The sequence below is a fragment of the Oceanicaulis sp. LC35 genome (assembly GCF_052055585.1).
GTDB lineage: Bacteria > Pseudomonadota > Alphaproteobacteria > Caulobacterales > Maricaulaceae > Oceanicaulis.
The window spans coordinates 1523990-1541458 of sequence record NZ_CP170485.1 but is presented as its reverse complement, the minus strand read 5'-3'; the positions used below and the strand labels follow the sequence as shown (position 1 = coordinate 1541458).

General features: G+C 60.6%; 18 protein-coding genes and 1 tRNA gene. 15 read left to right on the top strand and 4 right to left on the bottom strand.

From position 1 onward, the window contains the following. The first annotated feature begins 1 nt into the window (after position 1). From ACFELO_RS07285 to ACFELO_RS07265, 5 genes are all read left to right on the top strand, one after another. Entirely contained in the window at positions 2-439 is a 438-nt protein-coding gene (locus ACFELO_RS07285) for a 6,7-dimethyl-8-ribityllumazine synthase (protein ID WP_440959869.1), read from the top strand. Then, positions 439-915: a transcription antitermination factor NusB gene (nusB, locus tag ACFELO_RS07280; protein WP_440959868.1), complete on the top strand. Its 477-nt coding sequence runs from the start codon at positions 439-441 to the stop codon at positions 913-915. Before ACFELO_RS07285 ends, nusB begins: the two co-directional genes overlap by 1 nt. Continuing rightward, positions 905-1915, top strand: coding sequence for a thiamine-phosphate kinase (gene thiL / locus ACFELO_RS07275; RefSeq protein ID WP_440959867.1), 1011 nt, complete (start codon positions 905-907; stop codon positions 1913-1915). The genes nusB and thiL overlap by 11 nt, the downstream gene beginning before the upstream one ends. Before the next feature lie 23 nt (positions 1916-1938). Next, complete coding sequence (locus tag ACFELO_RS07270; RefSeq protein ID WP_440959866.1) at positions 1939-2481, top strand: hypothetical protein; 543 nt, start codon at positions 1939-1941, stop codon at positions 2479-2481. Positions 2482-2645: 164 nt separating this feature from the next. Continuing rightward, positions 2646-4796, top strand: a complete 2151-nt coding sequence (locus tag ACFELO_RS07265; protein WP_440959865.1) for a sodium-translocating pyrophosphatase — start codon at positions 2646-2648, stop codon at positions 4794-4796. Positions 4797-4871: 75 nt separating this feature from the next. On the opposite strand, the gene ACFELO_RS07260 is transcribed toward ACFELO_RS07265, so the two are convergent. Then, positions 4872-5369: an outer membrane protein assembly factor BamE gene (locus ACFELO_RS07260; protein WP_440959864.1), complete on the bottom strand. Its 498-nt coding sequence runs from the start codon at positions 5367-5369 to the stop codon at positions 4872-4874. A gap of 127 nt (positions 5370-5496) precedes the next feature. Between ACFELO_RS07260 and ACFELO_RS07255 the strand changes: the two genes are divergently transcribed. From ACFELO_RS07255 to ACFELO_RS07215, 9 genes are all read left to right on the top strand, one after another. Further along, positions 5497-6030, top strand: coding sequence for a ubiquinol-cytochrome C chaperone family protein (locus ACFELO_RS07255; protein WP_440959863.1), 534 nt, complete (start codon positions 5497-5499; stop codon positions 6028-6030). A 100-nt stretch (positions 6031-6130) separates the two neighbouring features. Next, on the top strand, positions 6131-7189 hold the full coding sequence (gene plsX, locus ACFELO_RS07250) for a phosphate acyltransferase PlsX (RefSeq protein WP_440959862.1): 1059 nt from the start codon (positions 6131-6133) through the stop codon (positions 7187-7189). After that, the gene (locus tag ACFELO_RS07245) at positions 7186-8154 is read left to right on the top strand and encodes a beta-ketoacyl-ACP synthase III (protein WP_440959861.1); all 969 of its coding nucleotides are present in this window, start codon (positions 7186-7188) and stop codon (positions 8152-8154) included. Before plsX ends, ACFELO_RS07245 begins: the two co-directional genes overlap by 4 nt. Before the next feature lie 91 nt (positions 8155-8245). Beyond that, positions 8246-8548, top strand: a complete 303-nt coding sequence (locus ACFELO_RS07240; protein ID WP_440959860.1) for an integration host factor subunit alpha — start codon at positions 8246-8248, stop codon at positions 8546-8548. A gap of 8 nt (positions 8549-8556) precedes the next feature. After that, on the top strand, positions 8557-9054 hold the full coding sequence (locus ACFELO_RS07235) for a MerR family transcriptional regulator (RefSeq protein WP_440959859.1): 498 nt from the start codon (positions 8557-8559) through the stop codon (positions 9052-9054). A gap of 648 nt (positions 9055-9702) precedes the next feature. After that, on the top strand, positions 9703-10422 hold the full coding sequence (locus ACFELO_RS07230) for a hypothetical protein (RefSeq protein WP_440959858.1): 720 nt from the start codon (positions 9703-9705) through the stop codon (positions 10420-10422). A gap of 187 nt (positions 10423-10609) precedes the next feature. Further along, positions 10610-10687, top strand: a tRNA-Pro gene (locus ACFELO_RS07225). Positions 10688-10840: 153 nt separating this feature from the next. Next, positions 10841-11938, top strand: coding sequence for a serine hydrolase domain-containing protein (locus ACFELO_RS07220; protein WP_440959857.1), 1098 nt, complete (start codon positions 10841-10843; stop codon positions 11936-11938). A 144-nt stretch (positions 11939-12082) separates the two neighbouring features. Next, positions 12083-12607 (top strand): MarR family winged helix-turn-helix transcriptional regulator, encoded by a 525-nt coding sequence (locus ACFELO_RS07215; protein ID WP_440959856.1) that lies wholly within the window; start codon positions 12083-12085, stop codon positions 12605-12607. 59 nt (positions 12608-12666) lie between these two features. On the opposite strand, the gene ACFELO_RS07210 is transcribed toward ACFELO_RS07215, so the two are convergent. Beyond that, the gene (locus ACFELO_RS07210; protein WP_440959855.1) at positions 12667-13791 is read right to left on the bottom strand and encodes an acyl-CoA dehydrogenase family protein; all 1125 of its coding nucleotides are present in this window, start codon (positions 13789-13791) and stop codon (positions 12667-12669) included. 27 nt (positions 13792-13818) lie between these two features. Further along, positions 13819-15000, bottom strand: a complete 1182-nt coding sequence (locus ACFELO_RS07205; RefSeq protein WP_440959906.1) for an acyl-CoA dehydrogenase family protein — start codon at positions 14998-15000, stop codon at positions 13819-13821. Between the two features lie 162 nt (positions 15001-15162). Between ACFELO_RS07205 and ACFELO_RS07200 the strand changes: the two genes are divergently transcribed. Then, on the top strand, positions 15163-16251 hold the full coding sequence (locus ACFELO_RS07200; RefSeq protein ID WP_440959854.1) for a COX15/CtaA family protein: 1089 nt from the start codon (positions 15163-15165) through the stop codon (positions 16249-16251). On the opposite strand, the gene ACFELO_RS07195 is transcribed toward ACFELO_RS07200, so the two are convergent. Then, a complete protein-coding gene (locus ACFELO_RS07195) occupies positions 16248-17273 on the bottom strand; it encodes a hypothetical protein (protein ID WP_440959853.1) in 1026 nt (341 codons plus the stop codon). The genes ACFELO_RS07200 and ACFELO_RS07195 overlap by 4 nt on opposite strands. Between the last annotated feature and the right edge of the window lie 196 nt (positions 17274-17469).

Genomic DNA, 17469 nt, shown 5'->3' with positions numbered 1-17469 from the left:
AGTGAGCGCTGAAACCCGTGTGCTGCTGATTGCAGCGCCCTTTTATGAAGACATCACCGAGCAGCTGGTCGCGGGCGCCAAAGGCGCGTGCGAAGCGGCAGGCGTCAGCGCGGATGTGGTTGAAGTGCCGGGCGCGCTGGAAATTCCCGCCGTCATCGCCCTCGCCGAGCAGGGCAAATCGCCTTACGACGCCTATGTGGCGCTTGGCTGCGTCATCCGCGGCGAAACCAGCCATTTTGATTATGTCTGCGGGGAATCTGCGCGCGGCCTGATGGATCTGACCCTGAAGGGCGTTCCGGTCGGCAATGGCATTCTGACCGTCGAGAATATCAAGCAGGCCCGTGTTCGCGCCAATGTGGATGAGAAGAACAAGGGCGGTGATGCGGCCAATGCCGCTCTGGCGCTGCTGGCGCTCAAGCGCAAATTCGGGGCGGCCTGATGTCTGATCCCAGCCAGGAAGCCGCTTCTGATCGCCGCGCCCGTCTGCGCCGTTCGGCGCGCCTGAGCGCGGTTCAGGCGCTCTATCAGATGGAGACCTCGGGCTCTGGGGCGAAGGCGGTGGTCAAGGAGTTCCGCGACCATCGTTTCGGCTATGAGGAAGAGCCGGGCGATTATGTCGAGACGGACGAAGAGTTCTTCGAGGACCTCGTGACCGGCATCGTCTCCATCCAATCCGATGTGGACAAGCGCATTGGCGGCGTCCTGAAGGAAGGCTGGAAGTTGTCGCGTCTGGACGCGACGGTGCGCGCCATTCTGCGCGCTGGCGGCTATGAGCTGATCGCGCGCCAGGATGTTCCGCCTGCGGTCGTCATCAACGAATATGTCGATGTGGCGCATGCCTTCTTTGAAAGCACCGAGCCCGGCTTTGTGAACGCGACGCTTGATGCGCTCGCCAAGCAGGTGCGTGACACCTGATCCGATGAGCGGGCAGGGCGAGTTCGAGTATATCCGATCCCGGCTTGCCCCGCTCAGCGCCGGTCTGCCCGGCGCAGCCAACCTCACTGATGACGGCGCCGTTCTGTCGCCCCCTGACGGGTATGAGTGGGCGATCACCGCGGATACGCTGGTTGAGGGCCGACACTTTCCCATCGATGAAGACCCCGCCCTGGCCGTACGCAAGGCGTTGCGGGTCAATCTCTCAGATCTCGCCGCCATGGGCGCTGACCCCTACGCCTATCTCGCCTGTGTGGTCTGGCCCGAAGAGGGACGTGAGCGCCGCATGGCGGGGTTTGCCGAGGGGCTGGCAGTGGATCAGGCCGAGTATGGCGTTCATCTGGCCGGGGGCGATACGACATCGTCTGGCGGCCCCTGGATGATCTCGATCACCGCTTTCGGCCTTGTGCCGAAGGGGAAAGCGGTCAGGCGGGGCGGCGCCAGACCCGGTGATGTTGTTCTGGTAACCGGAACCATAGGTGATGCAGGGCTTGGCCTCTTGGCCCGGCAGGGCGCTTACGCGCCCAATGCCGATGAGGCCGACTATCTTGCTCAACGCTTCACCTTGCCCGAACCGCGATGCGCGCTTGTCTGCTTGCTGCAGGACAGCGCGTGTGCCGCCATTGATGTCTCTGACGGCCTGCTCTCTGACGCGCGTCACATTGCGCGTGCGTCCAACGTTACTCTGGTCCTCGATCTGGACAAAATGCCGCTATCCGACGCCGCCGATAGCTGGCTGGGACGGCAAGCGGATGTTGAGGCGGGACGTCTGAAACTGGCGTCTTCCGGGGATGATTACGAACTTGTTGTGTGTGTGCCTGAAGACAAGGCGCAGTATTTTATTGATGCGGCTCAATTGCTTGGGGTGCCTGTGAGCCGTATTGGCCGCGTCGGGGAAACAAGCGTGGGCGAGGGCGAGCTGATCGTGCGGTCGGGAACGCGCACGCTTTCGCCTTCGTATTTTGGCTTTACGCATTTTTGAGGCTTCTGCTGTAGGCAGGAGGCATGATTCGTATTTTCGCATACGCACTGTGCGCCTCACTCGCGCTTTCCACGTCCGCCCTCGCTGCCGGTGGCGGCGGTGGAGGAGGCGGTGGTGGTGGCGGAGGCCATGGCGGCGGTGGAGGCTCCACCGGACCGGGCGCCGTCGCGTCAACGGATCTGCCGCTTTATAACTCGGTTGAGGAAGCGACCCAGGCGCTGATGCGTGAATTTGGCGAAGACGAAACCTGTCCGCGCAATGTGGATGTCCCGTCTATCGTGGTGCCGGTCGAAACCCATCAGTACCTGTACGGCTACGCCTTTGTGACGCCTCGGATTTGTCTGGCGCGTGGCGTCAGCGAGACGCGGTTCATCGAGCGAATCCACTTCATGGTCGACGTCATGGTGCGATCCGCGCACCGTCATCCTTTTCACATGGATGATACGGGTGAGATTGATCGTGAGGGGACTCGCGAATTTCTCCTGACCGCGCTTGGCGAAGTCGTTGAGCCGGGGCAGATCGAGCGACTTGATCTTCTGGGGTCAGACATCCGTCCGATGAACTGATCGGGAGTAAAGCTGCACTGCAGCATTTCTCTTTACTGTTGCATCCCCTCCAAAACCATGACTAGGCTTTTGCTATCAAAGCAAAAAGCCGCCGGTCATTGGGGCTTTCCCCATGTCTCTGAAGCGGCTGTGAAAACAGTACTCAGACGCTCGGGGAGGGTGTCATGCAATCAGTGACTATCTGGCTCTGGATCTCGTTGGCCTGCGGAGGGCTTGCGGTGCTTTACGGGGCCTTGCAGATCCGGTCGATTCTGTCTGCCAGCGCTGGTACGGAGCGTATGCAGGAAATCGCCAGCGCCATCCAGGAAGGCGCGAACGCCTATCTCAAACGCCAGTATATGACGATCGCCGCCGTTGGGGCGGCGATTTTGATTCTGGTCGGGGTTCTGCTGGGGCCGGTCGTGGCCATCGGCTTCCTGATCGGGGCGCTCTTGTCCGGCGCGGCCGGATTTATCGGCATGCTGGTCTCTGTGCGAGCGAATGTGCGCACGACCCAGGCGGCCATGGACTCGCTTCAGGCTGGTCTTTCCATGGCGTTCCGGGCCGGGGCGATCACCGGCATGCTGGTGGCGGGGTTGGCGCTCTTGGCGGTGACCGGATACTACCTCTTCCTCACCCAGGGCGCGTCCTTCAACGCCTCAGAGCATCCGCGGGAAATCATTGACGGGCTTGTTGCCCTTGGCTTTGGCGCCTCGCTGATCTCGATCTTTGCGCGTCTGGGCGGCGGTATTTTCACCAAAGGCGCCGATGTCGGCGGGGACATGGTTGGCAAGGTTGAGGCCGGCATTCCCGAGGATGATCCACGCAACGCGGCGACCATCGCTGACAATGTGGGCGACAATGTCGGTGATTGCGCCGGTATGGCGGCGGACCTGTTTGAAACCTATGCCGTGACGATCGTGGCCACCATGGTGCTCGCCTCGATATATTTCCGGGACGCTGCGGGTGCGATCACCCTCGACGCCATGATGATCTATCCGCTGGCGATTGGCGGGGTCTGCATGGTCGCGTCCATTCTGGGCGCGTTCTTCGTACGCTTGGGAAAAGGTTCCACCAATGTGATGGGGGCGCTCTACAAGGGCTTTTTCGCCTCGGCGCTGTTTTCGGTCGTCGGTCTGGGTGTGGCCACCCATTTTGTGTTGGGCTTTGACGCCACGGTGCTGACGGCGATGGGGCGTGAAATCAGCGCCATGTCGCTGTTCTATTGCGGCCTGACGGGCCTTGCGGTGACGGGTTTGATTGTCTGGATCACCGAATTTTATACCGGGGTGAATTATGGTCCGGTGAAATCGGTGGCGAAGGCGTCAGAGTCCGGCCATGGCGCGAACGTCATTCAGGGCCTGGCGGTTTCGATGGAAGCGACGGCCTTGCCGGCCATCGTCATCATCGGCGCCATCATGCTGACCTTCAACCTGGCGGGCCTGTTCGGCATCGCCATCGCGGTCACCACGATGCTGGCGCTGGCGGGCATGGTGGTTGCGCTCGATGCGTTCGGGCCGGTCACTGACAATGCTGGCGGCATTGCTGAAATGGCCGGGCTTGAAGGCGCGGTGCGCGACACCACCGACATGCTCGACGCGGTCGGCAACACCACAAAGGCCGTCACCAAGGGCTACGCCATCGGCTCTGCCGGGCTGGGGGCCCTGGTGCTCTTTGCCGCCTATACCGAGGATCTGGCCTTCTTCGCATCAGACCCCGAGACCTATCCGTTCTTTGCGGGGCTGACTGTGAACTTCTCGCTCTCCAACCCCTATGTGGTGGTCGGCCTGTTGTTTGGCGGTCTGTTGCCTTTCCTGTTCGGTGGCATGTCGATGACGGCGGTGGGCCGGGCGGCCCAGGCTGTGGTGGAAGAAGTGCGTCGCCAGTTCCGTGAGGAGCCGGGGATCATGAAGGGCGAGGTGAAGCCCGATTATGGCCGGGCCGTTGACCTTCTGACCAAGGCGGCGATCCGGGAAATGATCATTCCCTCGCTTCTGCCGGTGCTGAGCCCGATCGTCCTGTTCTTTGTGGTGAACGCCATAGCAGGCCGGGCAGAAGCCCTCGCCAGTGTCGGGGCCATGCTTCTGGGCGTGATCGTGACGGGTCTTTACGTGGCGATTTCCATGACCGCCGGCGGCGGGGCCTGGGATAACGCCAAGAAATACATCGAGGACGGCCATCATGGCGGCAAGGGCTCTGACGCCCACAAGGCCGCGGTGACGGGCGATACGGTGGGCGATCCCTACAAGGACACGGCAGGGCCTGCCGTGAACCCGATGATCAAGATCACCAATATCGTGGCCTTGCTCATGCTGGCGGTGCTGGCGGGGCTATAGGCCGCGCCGCTTCCGGCCAAAAGAAAACCCCCGGCGCTGAGCGTCGGGGGTTTTGTCTTCGCCTGACCATCAGGTCTAGCCGTTCGGGCGCGGACCGCCAGCGCCGCCGGGCAGGTTCTGCTCACCGCCAAACTGTTCGCTCGGCAGACGGCCCACATTGCCCAGAAGCTGTTCGAGAATGGTCAGCTCACGGCCGCGGGTCGGGGTCTCACGGTCCACGAACGCCACCACGCGGCCGTCTTCCATGCCGTACTCGTCCACCGCGCTGACCACGCCATCCTCGTCAAAGCGCACAGCGATGATGCGGCGCTCACGGGTGTCGGGACGCAGATAGGCGAGATATTCGCGGGTGGCGGAAATGTAATACCAGGTGTCCTGCTCGAACGCGCCGCGCGTGGACGGATTGCCCAGCGTCGCCAGAACGGTGGACTGGCTGTCCACGCCGACGGTCAGCTCGGGCACTTCACCATCAGGATAGCGGAAGCCATGGCTGCGCAGGGTCGGGTTGCAGGCCGAGACCAGTCCGGCGCTGATCAGGACAGTAGCGGTGAGGATCGCACGGCTGAGGCGCATAATGGCTCCTTGAAAGGCATCGGTGACGCGGGCGTCAGTGGTCAGTCGGCTTGCACAAGGCTATCTGCTTGACGTAACCGGATGGAACCATAGCTGCAAGCGCTCAGTGAGGGGAGCCTGTTAATACATGTTCAGCCGACTGTTTAAGAAGGACCGCCGCAAAGACATTGCGCGGCAGCTTTATGACAGCCTCGTTCGCGCGGCCCGTTCGCCTCAGTTTTACGGTGATGACGGCGTGGAAGACAGCGTCGACGGCCGTTTCGACATGATCGTGCTGCACGCTGTTCTGCTGATGCGGCGCTTGCGGGAGGGCGGCGAGTCGGGGCGTGACCTGTCACAGGCCGTCTTTGACGTGATGTTTGACGATATGGACGCCGCCCTGCGCGAAATGGCGACGGGCGATCTCAGCGTGGGCAAGAAGATCAAGATCATGGGCGAGGCCTTTTATGGGCGCGCCAAGGCCTATGAAACGCCCCTGAACGAGGGGGATCAGGCGGCGCTGGCCGAAGCGATCGAGCGCAATCTGTTTGAGGAAAGCCCGCTGAGCGCCAGCGTGTGTGAGCGCCTGGCGGTCTATGCGCTTGAAAGCGCCAGATTGCTGGAGGCCCAGCCGATCGAGAGCCTCCTCGCAGGTGAGGCGCCGCAATACGCGCCCGTCTGAGGCAGCAGAGGGCTTCACTTGCATTGGCAAGGTCAATGAGTAAGGTTCGCGCGCCGTCGGCTGCTTGCTGGCGCGTGTGTTGATTTAAGACGGATTGTCTATGACCTCACCGCTGGTCCTATCCATCGACGCCATGGGCGGCGATGATGCGCCGAAGATCGTTGTTGACGGCGTCGCGCAGTTTCTCAAAGGCCGCAAACGTGCGGTAAAGCTGATCCTTCATGGCGATGAGGCGCAGATTGCGCCGCTGGTCGCCCGGCATGAAGGTCTCGCGGACGCCTGCGAGATTCGCCATTCCGATACGGAAGTGGACATGTCCGCCAAGCCGTCCGAAGCGGTGCGCCGCGCGCGGGGCTCGTCCATGTGGAACGCGGTGCTCTCTGTGAAAGAGGGTGAGGCGCATGTGGCGGTATCCGCGGGCAATACCGGCGCGCTGATGGCCATTTCCAAGGTCGTGCTGCGGATGAAGAAGGGCGTTCACCGCCCCGCCATCGCCGCCAGCTGGCCGGCGCCGCAAGGCTTCTCCACTGTGCTGGATGTGGGCGCGAACGTGGATTGTTCGCCGTCCCAGCTGGTCGAGTTCGCAGTTCTGGGCGAGGCGTTCCACCGCGCCGTACATGGAGTGAAAGCCCCGACCGTGGGCCTGTTGAATGTGGGTCAGGAAGAGCTCAAGGGCGACCAGACCATCCGCGATGCGGACGCGCTGATCCGTGAAGCCAATCTCGATCTGGATTATCAGGGCTTCATCGAGGGCGATGACATTTCCGCAGGCACCACCAATGTGGTCGTCACCGACGGCTTTACGGGCAATGTGGCGCTGAAAACCGCCGAGGGCACCGCGCGTCTTGTGGGCGGCTGGCTGCGCGACGCGCTGACCAGCTCGCTCATCGCCAAGATCGCGACCGGGCTTCTGAGCCTGGGCGCGCTTGGTCAACTGCGCGCCAAGATGGATCCGCGCAATGTGAATGGCGGCGTGTTCCTGGGGCTCAATGGTGTTGTGGTCAAAAGCCATGGCGGCACGGACGCCCAGGGCTTCGCCACCTCGCTTCGTATCGCGCTGGAAATGGCCGACAGCCGCTTCCTGTCCGAAATCGAACAAAATCTGGAACGCCTGTCGGCGCTGGAAGCCGACGGCGCTTCTGAAGGGGAAACGGCTTGACCTATTCACGCATCGCCGGGATCGGCTCGCACCTGCCTGAGAAAGTCCTGACCAACAAGGGCATGGAGGCGATCGTCGAGACCAGCGACGAATGGATTCGCGAGCGGACCGGCATCGCCAAGCGCCATATCGCCGCCGACGGTGAGTATACGTCAGATCTGGGCGTTGCTGCGGCGCGCAAGGCGGTCGAGCATGCCGGGATGTCGCTGGATGATGTGGATCTGATCATCGTTGCAACCGCGACGCCGGATCTGACCTTCCCGGCGACGGCGACCATCGTGCAGCACAAGCTGGGCATCAAGAAAGGCTTCGCCTTTGATATTCACGCGGTGTGTTCGGGTTTCCTGTACGCGCTGGCGACCGCTGACAGCTATATCCGCACCGGTCAGGCCCAATGTGCGCTGGTGATCGGGGCGGAGACCTTCTCGCGCATTCTCGACTGGACCGACCGCACAACCTGCGTGCTGTTCGGCGACGGGGCCGGGGCCATGCTTCTGACGGCGGAAGAGGGCGATCCGTCCGAATTCAAGGGCGTTCTGCAAACGCACCTGGAGTCTGATGGTGAATACTGTGACCTGCTCTATGTCGATGGCGGCCCGTCACGCACCAAAACGGTGGGCCATCTGCGCATGCAGGGCAATCAGGTCTTCCGTCATGCGGTGACCAAGATTTCCGGCGCGATGACCACGCTGTGCGAGAAGACCGGCGTCAGCATCTCTGACATTGACTGGGTCGTGCCGCACCAGGCCAACCAGCGTATCTTGCTGGGCGTCGCCAAAAAGCTAGGCATTTCAGTGGAACAGGTTGTTTCCACCGTGGCCGAACACGGCAACACCTCTGCGGCGTCCATCCCGCTCGCCTTTGATGCGGCGGTCAAGGACGGGCGTATCAAGCGCGGCGATACGGTGCTGATGGAGGCACTTGGCGGCGGCTTTACCTGGGGTGCGGCGTTAGCGCGTTATTAAGCGCGTTCGCTGTGCGACCTATGGTTAACGTTGACCGTGATGGCGTTTGCGACGTAACGTCTTCAAGGCAGACATTAAAACGGGGGCCAACATGGGTTCGAAGACCGTCACGCGCGCCGACCTTTCTGACGCCGTTCATCGTGAAGTCGGCTTGTCCCGACACGAAAGCGCGGAGCTGGTGGAAGCCGTTCTGGATATGATCTCTGACAAGCTGGTGGCCGGTGAATCGGTCAAGCTGTCCTCGTTCGGATCATTCCTTCTGCGCGACAAGACGGGCCGCGTCGGACGCAACCCTAAAACCGGCGAGGAAGTGCCGATCGAGCCGCGTCGCGTGCTGGTCTTCAAACCCTCGCAGGTGCTCAAGGACCGGGTGGACGCCGCCCTGTCCAAATAGGACACGCCATGAGCGACAAGTCGCCAGACGCCTACCGGACGATTTCAGAAGCCGGGGAAGAGGCCGGGCTACCGCCTCACGTCCTGCGATTCTGGGAAAGCAAGTTCGCCCAGCTCAAGCCGGTCAAACGCGCCGGCGGGCGGCGCATGTATCGCCGTCAGGACGTCCTGCTGCTCAAGGGCCTGCGCCGGCTTCTTTACGATGACGGCTACACGATCAAGGGCGCGCAGAAATATCTGCGCGAGCATGGCGTCGCCGCTGTTGCTGCACTTGCGGATGCCGAGGCGCCAAGCCCGAATCCCGCACAGGACCTCAAACCCGCACAGGATGCTCCGCAGGCGCACCTGCCGGATGAGGAGGCTGCGCCCGTGCAGACCGTATCCTACAGCTCGGGTCAGCCAGAGCGCGTGCTGACGGGGGACCAGCTGGACCTGGCGCGACGGGCGCTGTCCCGGCTTGAACAGGCGCGGGCGCGGCTCAACCAGGTGCTGGCGCAAAGCGCCTGATTTCGGTTTTTCAGAAGCACTACAAGAAATGGCTTCTTGTGGTAGAATGATCCACTCGCGATTTTTTGAAGAATTTGTTGAGCGCGCCTCAGCATGAATCGTCGTGCGTTCTAATAATCGGTGATGGCTATTTCAATTTTGAACGTAGCTGACTCCCAGGAATTCTATGTCTCCTGTTGGGGGAATATCTCTCGACAACTTTCCCCTTTTAGGCATTCTAGAGTCTGCTTATAGGGGGGGGGAGATGGTAAGGAAATTTGCGGCGCTTGTGATATGGTTCAGTCTAGTTGCTTGCAGTTCTCATGCTCAACGGGAAGAGATTGAGCATCGCCGGAATTATCAAGATCGCATCTCGAATGTAAATTTGCTAATCGAGTCCATAAGGCTCGAAAACTTACAAATTTATTCAGAGATTATTGCCCTGGAAACTCAATCAAGAGGAATTGAGGGGAGGTCTAGGATGCAATCCAGATTGGTTGGGGAAGAACTAAGGCGCAAAGAGTCGTTGCGCTTAAGTACTCGAGAACGGCTGCTTATAGCAAGATCGGACCTTGCTAGATATAGAGTGCAAAGTCACTCATCCGATGAATTGATAATTCAAGCTGAAGAGCGGGTTAGATTTCTGGAGCGTCTACAGGGGTTGCTATCATGATCCGTAACGCTATCTCACTTTATTTTGTTGTCGTGCTTTTTCTTTTTGGGTGTTCATCAAGCGCTTTTGATCGCGCAGGAGTGGTCTCGTGCGATCCGGAAAAGGTTGATGTCATACGGGCTAGACAGTGTGAATTGGCATGGGAGAGGCGACAAGCTGGTCGCGAGAGACATTTGATTAGACTTGAAGAGCTGGCTGGTAATAATTATGAGTTGAATTCCGATTTAATTGAAAGACGTGAATATGCACTTGTTCGGAGGGAACAAGCTATATCAAATCTCATTGAGATAACATCCAGTCTCAATAGGCTGCAAACGTTAAATGAAATGGCTTTGCGGAATATTGACGTTGTTGATGATCTATCTAGGAGTTTGGTTGAGTTAGATAGAGCATTAACTCAAATTCAGTCAAGCGAGTTAGAGCTGGAAAGGTCTGGATTGTGTCCAGATAATGGACTAAGTAATGGAGCGTATGCTGTACAGAATGCAATGAGAGAAGGGCTTTCTATCGGCGCTGGAATGATGACTCATGAGAGAATTCGAAGAGCATTGCAGGCGATGCCCTCAAGAGGACTCTTCGGTTTATTGCGAAGAATTGGGTTAGGTGTTGCGGAGCTGGTTAGCAATATTATGGACGTTCGAAGCCTTGCCAGTATGGCGGATGGCGTTGTCGTCGCCAGTCGCGATGGATGGAGTGCTTGCAGGTCTGGCGAGTGAATATTGCTTTCTTAAACTTTCTAGATATTTCCAGAATTTGATGAGTCATGACGACGCCTGATCGACAGGCCTCTTTCGTGCTGCAACAGGTCTGCCACAGACCGCGCAGAATGGTTGCCTGACAGCTTGTAGGCTTTTATACATCCCACCTCTTCGAACGCCGGGACGTGTTCGGAGAGTGGAAAGTCGGAACGTGGCGCAGCCCGGTTAGCGCACTGGTCTGGGGGACCAGGGGTCGCGAGTTCAAATCTCGCCGTTCCGACCATTTCCCTTTTCAAAGACTTCCCATTTGTTTTCCCCAAGTTCGCGAAACATATGACGACACTGTGAGAAGATCAGTGCGTTGTCTTCTGCTATCCGCGTTTGAAAGTCTGCTCGTTTGAGCGGGGATCAAAACGATGGGAAGAGGGAGAGACGGATGCGATTTCCAACGCAGGCCTTGGCGCTCGCGCTCCTGGTGATGCTGAGCGCCGCCTCACGGACAGACGCGCAATCTGAAAATCAGGCCGAGCTCGTCCGCGAAGAAGTCGGGGCCTTGATGGCGCAGACCGGATTTAATTCTGTATCCGTGGCGATTGTCGAGCAGGGTGAACTTTCAACCTATCACTTCGGACAGCTGTCCGATGGCGCGTCTCCCGATGATGAGACGCTGTATGATATCGGTTCCCTGACCAAGACACATACCGGCCTGCTGTTGGCGCTGGCTGTCTCTGATGGGCTGCTCGCTCTGGATGATCCTGTGGCGCTGTATATGCCGGAACTGGATCCAGGGGTGTTCTCGAAAAACGGCGAGCACGCCACGATCCGACATCTTGCGACCCATGTCTCCGGCATGCCTCAGGATCTCGCGTGCGACGCCCCTGATCTGACCTCTGAGGCGCTGCTCGCCTGTTTTCTGGACCATGACCAGAGTGATCTTGTGGATCGTTTGCAGTCCATGGAACTTCTCTCGGTCCCGGGTGAGCAATATCGCTATTCCAATGCAGCTGTGCGGCTTCTGGGTTTGATCCTGGAGCGTGTCTACGAGACCCCCTTTGACGAACTCCTGACCGAACAGGTCTTTGCACGCACAGGCCAGACGGAAACCTATAGTGCGCTCACTGCAGAACAGCATGCTCGCTGGCAAGTCGGGCGGCAGGCTGATGGCGACCAGGCTCCGGATGCATCCATGTATTTCAATCCGGCGGGCGGGTTGAAGTCCACGGCTGCGGATATGGGCCGATATATGCGCTATTATCTGACCAGTGAGGAGCCGCTGGCGCGGGACGCCGTCACATTGCTGGTTGGCGAATCCGATGGACTTGGACGCGCCTATATCTGGAACACGTTCAGACTCGACACCGTGGGTCAGCTTTATCATGGCGGCGGTACGTTCGGGACGTCCGCCTGGATATCCATTTATCCCGAAGCGGGATTGGGCATTTTCATGGTGACGCCTTCTGTCAGCTCGACCGCCCAGGCGGACCTTAACGGCGCTTCAAACGCGATCATCGGGCGTTTGCGCTCAAACGACTGATGCAATGCGCCAAGGCTCAGGCATGTCCGGGAATCAGGAAGGGGGGCTGACTCAATCTTCATCACTCCGACTTTTCCTTTCCGAACAAACTCGTGATAAGCCGACATAGTCTTCTTGCGTTCGCGCATGCTCATGATGAGTTCGATGTCTGATTACGATGAGATCCTGATCGCCTTGCGCCGTATTACGCGCGCGATCGATATTCACTCCAAGCGCCTGGTGAAAAGCTCCGGGCTGACTGCGCCACAGCTGGTGGTGCTGCAATCCCTGCGGCAACGCGGCGAGCTGGCGCCCAGCGCCATTGCGCGCGTGGTGTCGCTGAGCCAGGCGACCGTCACCTCGATCCTTGACCGGCTGGAGGCGCAGAAATTCGTTGAACGCCGCCGCTCGGAAAGTGATCGCCGGGTGGTGCTTGTCGGCCTGACGTCTTTGGGGCTTGAGAAGGCTCAAGGCGCTCCGGAGCTGCTTCAGGCGGGCTTTTTGCGTGCGTTCCGGGAATTGCCCAGCTGGGAGCAACACATGCTGATTGCTTCGGTGCAGCGGGTCGCCGAGCTGATGGACGCCAAGGATATCGATGCGTCGCCCATTCTGGCCGCTGGCGAGATGAAGCATCTTTACGAATACGACCAGTCCAAGGTCGATCCCGAGGACGAGACAGACGCCAGCTGACATGAAAAGGGCGGGGCCGCGATGCGGTCCCGCCCTTTGGTTTCAGACGTGTGCAGCGTCTAGTAGCCGCTCATCCGGGCCACTTCGCCTGCGTTGAAGGCGTCATCGCCCAGGAACTCGCCAGCCGCCTGTGCGCGCTTGTAGTACAGGCCGATATCATACTCGTCGGTCATGCCGACGCCGCCATGCATCTGGATGCCTTCTGCGGCCGCGAGGCGCGATACCTGGGTCGCCTTGGCTTTCGCCGCCACGCACCAGAGCGGGGCCTGGCTCGGCTGGGTATCCAGCGTGGTGAGCGCCCGGCGCACCAGCGAGCGGGCCAGCTCCAGCTCGCCCAGAAGATGGGCGGCGCGGTGTTGCAGGCCCTGGAAGCTCGAGATCGGCACGCCGAACTGCTCGCGCTCGGAGATGTAGGCGATGGTGTCGTCAAACGCCTGTTCCGCCACGCCAAGGGATTCAGCGGCCTGACAGGCCCGGCCCGCATCCAGAAGACGGCGATAGGCGGCGTCTGAATCGTCCGCACCCGACAGGAAGGCGTCGCCATCCAGTTTCACATCATCAAAGGTGAAGTCAGCCGGCACATGGCTGTCGAGGGTGCGGCGGTCTTCACGAGACACGCCATTGGCTTTCGGATCGACCATGAACAGACCGATCTGGTCGTCATCCATGCGCGCGACCACGATCAGCAGGTCTGCGCCAGCGCCTTCATTCACGAAACGCTTTTTGCCAGACAGAACAAAGCCGTTGCCGTCTTTCTTCGCCCGCGTCTCGATATGGTCGGGGTTGTGACGGGCGCGTTCATCCAGAGCGATGGCGATGACAGTCTCGCCCGCTGCGATTTTCGGCAGCCATTTGGCTTTCTGCGCGTCCGTGCCGGCGAGGTTGAAGGCGGTGGCCGCCAGAACCGAGGTCGAAAGGAAGGGCGAGGAGGCGAGGGTGCGTCCCATTTCTTCCAGCACCAGACCGGCTGCGGCATAGCCCATATCCACGCCGCCATGGTCTTCGCCGACGAGCACGCCGGACCAGCCCATTTCAGCAAAGGATGACCACAGTTCAGAGGAGAAACCCGTCGGGCTTTTGTCATCGCGCAGCGCGCGAAGGGCCGTGACGGGAGAGGATTCGGCGAGGAAAGCGCGCGCGGAATCACGCAGCATCTGCTCGTCTTCGTTGAGAACAAAGCTCATCGATACAGTCCTTGAGTTTAGGTGCGCTTACGCGCCCGGCAGGTTCAGAACGCGCTTGGCGACGATGTTGAGGTTGATCTCGCTGGTGCCGCCTTCGATGGAGTTGGCGCGCGAGCGCAACCAGGAGCGCGCGACTTCGCCATCGCTCTCCTTCTCGCCTTCCCACAGCAAGCCGTCATAGCCCAGAGCGGACATGTTCAGCTCGTTGCGGCGCTTGTTGAGTTCCGTCCCCATGTATTTGAGCAAGGACGCGCGCGCGCCCACGCCTTCGCCATGGTCAGCCTCTTCCTTCACCCGGCGCATGGTGGCGTCGAACGCCAGACCATCAATGGTCAGGCGGGCCACATCGCCCCGCAGGATCGGGTCGGACATCTTGCCGTCCGCATCCACTTCACCGGACTGGTGCGCAGCGGTGACCGGGTTGAGACCGCCAAAGGCGGCTTCGGACACGATGCCGGCGCGTTCGTGGCTGAGCAGGTATTTGGCGATTTCCCAGCCCTGACCGGCGTCGCCGACCCGGTTCTTCACCAGCGCCTTGGCGTCGTCAAAGAAGGTCTCGCAGAAGGGCGACTTGCCCGAGATCAGCTTGATCGGCTTGGTCGTGACGCCCGGCTGGTCCATGTCCAGCAGCAGGAAGGAGATGCCGTTGTATTTCGGCGCATCCGCTTCGGTGCGAACCAGCGCAAAGATCCAGTCGGACTTGTCCGCATAGGAGGTCCAGACTTTCTGGCCGTTGACCGTATAGGTGTCGCCGTCCAGCACGCCCTTGGTGCGCAGGGAGACGAGGTCAGAGCCTGCGCCCGGCTCGGAATAGCCCTGGCACCAGCGGATCTCGCCGCGCGCGATCGGGGGCAGGAATTCCAGCTTCTGCTCATGCGTGCCGTATTTCAAAAGCGCCGGGCCCAGCATCCAGATGCCGAAGCTGTCGAGCGGTGAGCGGGCGTTGATCGCCTTCAGTTCCTCTTTGAGGACAAATGCTTCTTCCTTGCTCAGGCCGCCGCCGCCATATTCCTTGGGCCAGGTCGGCACAGTCCAGCCGCGCTCGGCCATACGCTCGAGCCAGACTTTCTGGTCTTCACTGGCGAAGGTCCAGTTGCGTCCGCCCCAGCAGATATCAGCTTCGGACTTGATCGGCTGACGCATGCTCGGGGGACAGTTGGCCTCGAGCCAATCTTTTGTTTCCTTACGGAAATTTTCAAGCGACATGATGCGCTCCTCCCTAAATTTTGAAAGAAAGGTAAGGCGCTAAGGAGTTTCTGACCAGCCCTGTTTTGCGCCTGCAGCACTGACGCAACGCCGCAGCCGCGCCTTGCCCCTGCGTCCCGGTCCGATATGTAGCTAGCATGACGCCTTGTTCGATCAGGATCCGAGATGACTGCGCACGCTCTGCCCAAGCCTTTCACCGCCGCTGACACCCATCGCGGCATGTTCTGGTGGCTGGTGGTGGTGGGGCTGTTTGTCTGCGCCATGATCATTGTCGGCGGGGCGACGCGTCTGACGGACTCAGGTCTGTCGATCACCGAATGGCGGCCCGTCACCGGCGCTATCCCGCCGCTGACCGAAGCGGGCTGGGAGATCGAGCTCGAGAAATATCGCCAGATCCCCGAATACCAGGAACAGAACCGCGGCATGTCCATGGCCGAGTTCCAGTTCATCTACTGGTGGGAATGGGGTCATCGCCAGCTCGGCCGTACGCTGGGCCTCGTCTATTTCGCGCCCTTCATGTTTTTCCTGTTCACCAAACAGGCGCCGACACGGCTTCTGCCGCGCCTCTGGGTGCTGTTTGGTCTGGGCGGGCTTCAGGGCGCGATCGGCTGGTGGATGGTGTCTTCGGGGCTCGTGGATCGTCTGGATGTCAGCCAATACCGGCTGGCGACCCATCTCAGCATGGCCTTCCTGATACTGGGGCTGACGCTATGGACGGCGCTGGAGCTCAGATACGGGCAGGCGCAGGCCCTGACGCGGTCCAGACTGTTCCGCCCGGCGGCGATCTTCTGGGCGGCTGTGTTGGTCCAGATTGCGCTTGGCGCCTTCGTGGCGGGGCTGGATGCCGGACGCATCTTCAACACCTGGCCCGGGTTTTACGGCCAGTTGATCCCGGATGACTATCTCAGCGGCATGCCGTTCTGGCAGGCGGTTTTCGAGAGCCGCCCGGCCGTACAGCTGCAACACCGCTGGTTCGCCTACATCCTGTTTGTGGGCGGCCTGTGGCTGGGCTGGCGGATGATCAAAAGCCCGACCGCAGAGCTCAAGCGCATGGGCGTGGTGGTCTCAACGGCGCTCGTGGTGCAAGTCGTGCTGGGCGTGGTCACTTTGATCCACGTCGCGCCGTTGTCCCTGTCACTGATGCACCAGGCGGGCGCGATCATTCTGTTCCTGACGAGCGGCATGCTCGCCTGGACTGCTGCGCGCGGCGCGGTTCTGGTGGAGCCAGACGCGGTGAGTGAGGGCGAGGCCTAAGCCTCGTCTCCCCCCACAACCGTGCGCGAGAGCACTTCGCGAGCCACCAGCTTCACTCTGGAATCGGCGGCGTCGTAAACAGCCATGATGCCGCTTGAGAACGCCATGCCGCCATAATTGGCTTCGGTGACCGCCAGAGCCGTGGGGCGTTCGAAGGCCGGCGCGCTCAGGCCGTCTTCAAACTGCACATCCATCACCAGTTCCAGTGATGTCGCGTCATAGACAGAGACAAGCCCGGTCTGGGACGAGGCGACCAGCGCCACCGGACGGCCCAGCAATTCGGTATAGGAGACATCGGTGACCGACAGGCCGGCTGCGAAGGCGGTCTGTTCGTCTGTCTGGGTGATGCGCGCCAGGCCCGCTGTCGGACCCGCAACCAGAAGATCCTCGTTCGCCGCCGCGCAGGAGCGGGCCGGGAAGGGCAGGGTACGCACATCGCGCTCGTCAACCGTCAGGCCGGCCCCGCCCGCGTCACGCACCCGGACGATGCGCGCCCGGGCGTCCTCACCCAGCACCGCCAGCTCCACATAGCCAATGCCCTCGTCAAACAGGCACACGCCTGCAGCGGTCGGCATCGCCGTATCGCTCTCAAGCGGCAGCTCGATGACTTCGCGCGTTTCGCGCACGATCACGAAACCGCGCAGCTGACCTATATCATCCACACCGAAGAGGATCGGGAAGGTTTCACCGCGCAGGGCGAAGCTGGAGACGCCAGCCAGGCCGCGCAGCTCAGGACCGGCCGCACTGATGATCGCCTCACCCTCAATGTTGTAGATGTCAAAGCCGCCGCCCGTGAGCGAGGATGCCAGCAAACCGGTCCAGGGCGCATCGGTATTGGGCAGGAAGATGAGGGATTCAGAGCGTCCCGCCGTCTCGAAGGCGCTGGTGACCACCGCGTCGCGGGTTTCAACGGTCACGTCAGTGTCTTCGCGCTCGGGGGCGGGGGCTTCACACCCGGCCATCAGCAGCAAGCCGCCGGAAAGCGCAGCGGAAAGGAGAAGACGGGTACGGCGTGCGGTCATGGTCAGCCTCGGCTTGGAACTGGGCGAAAACGCGTGTCAGCGCACATTATATGTAATCCTCAGGCGCGTCACACAACGGCTGCAGCCTCGTGATTTCAACAGGCTTTTTCAAATACGGTAACACGATACCGTATTTCTAAGTCCCTGAAAAACAGCTAATTTCACAACAGGTGTTGACGTGACTGTCTGGCGCGCG

Excerpts from the sequence above, each read along its gene's own strand:
- ACFELO_RS07230 (WP_440959858.1), top strand. The coding sequence starts at position 9,703 with ATGATCCGTAACGCTATCTCACTTTATTTTGTTGTCGTGCTTTTTCTT.
- nusB (WP_440959868.1), top strand. The coding sequence starts at position 439 with ATGTCTGATCCCAGCCAGGAAGCCGCTTCTGATCGCCGCGCCCGTCTG.
- ACFELO_RS07200 (WP_440959854.1), top strand. The coding sequence starts at position 15,163 with ATGACTGCGCACGCTCTGCCCAAGCCTTTCACCGCCGCTGACACCCAT.
- ACFELO_RS07235 (WP_440959859.1), top strand. The coding sequence starts at position 8,557 with ATGAGCGACAAGTCGCCAGACGCCTACCGGACGATTTCAGAAGCCGGG.
- ACFELO_RS07210 (WP_440959855.1), bottom strand. The coding sequence starts at position 13,791 with ATGAGCTTTGTTCTCAACGAAGACGAGCAGATGCTGCGTGATTCCGCG.
- ACFELO_RS07255 (WP_440959863.1), top strand. The coding sequence starts at position 5,497 with ATGTTCAGCCGACTGTTTAAGAAGGACCGCCGCAAAGACATTGCGCGG.
- ACFELO_RS07195 (WP_440959853.1), bottom strand. The coding sequence starts at position 17,273 with ATGACCGCACGCCGTACCCGTCTTCTCCTTTCCGCTGCGCTTTCCGGC.
- plsX (WP_440959862.1), top strand. The coding sequence starts at position 6,131 with ATGACCTCACCGCTGGTCCTATCCATCGACGCCATGGGCGGCGATGAT.
- ACFELO_RS07240 (WP_440959860.1), top strand. The coding sequence starts at position 8,246 with ATGGGTTCGAAGACCGTCACGCGCGCCGACCTTTCTGACGCCGTTCAT.
- ACFELO_RS07265 (WP_440959865.1), top strand. The coding sequence starts at position 2,646 with ATGCAATCAGTGACTATCTGGCTCTGGATCTCGTTGGCCTGCGGAGGG.
- ACFELO_RS07215 (WP_440959856.1), top strand. The coding sequence starts at position 12,083 with ATGTCTGATTACGATGAGATCCTGATCGCCTTGCGCCGTATTACGCGC.
- ACFELO_RS07260 (WP_440959864.1), bottom strand. The coding sequence starts at position 5,369 with ATGCGCCTCAGCCGTGCGATCCTCACCGCTACTGTCCTGATCAGCGCC.
- ACFELO_RS07220 (WP_440959857.1), top strand. The coding sequence starts at position 10,841 with ATGCGATTTCCAACGCAGGCCTTGGCGCTCGCGCTCCTGGTGATGCTG.
- ACFELO_RS07270 (WP_440959866.1), top strand. The coding sequence starts at position 1,939 with ATGATTCGTATTTTCGCATACGCACTGTGCGCCTCACTCGCGCTTTCC.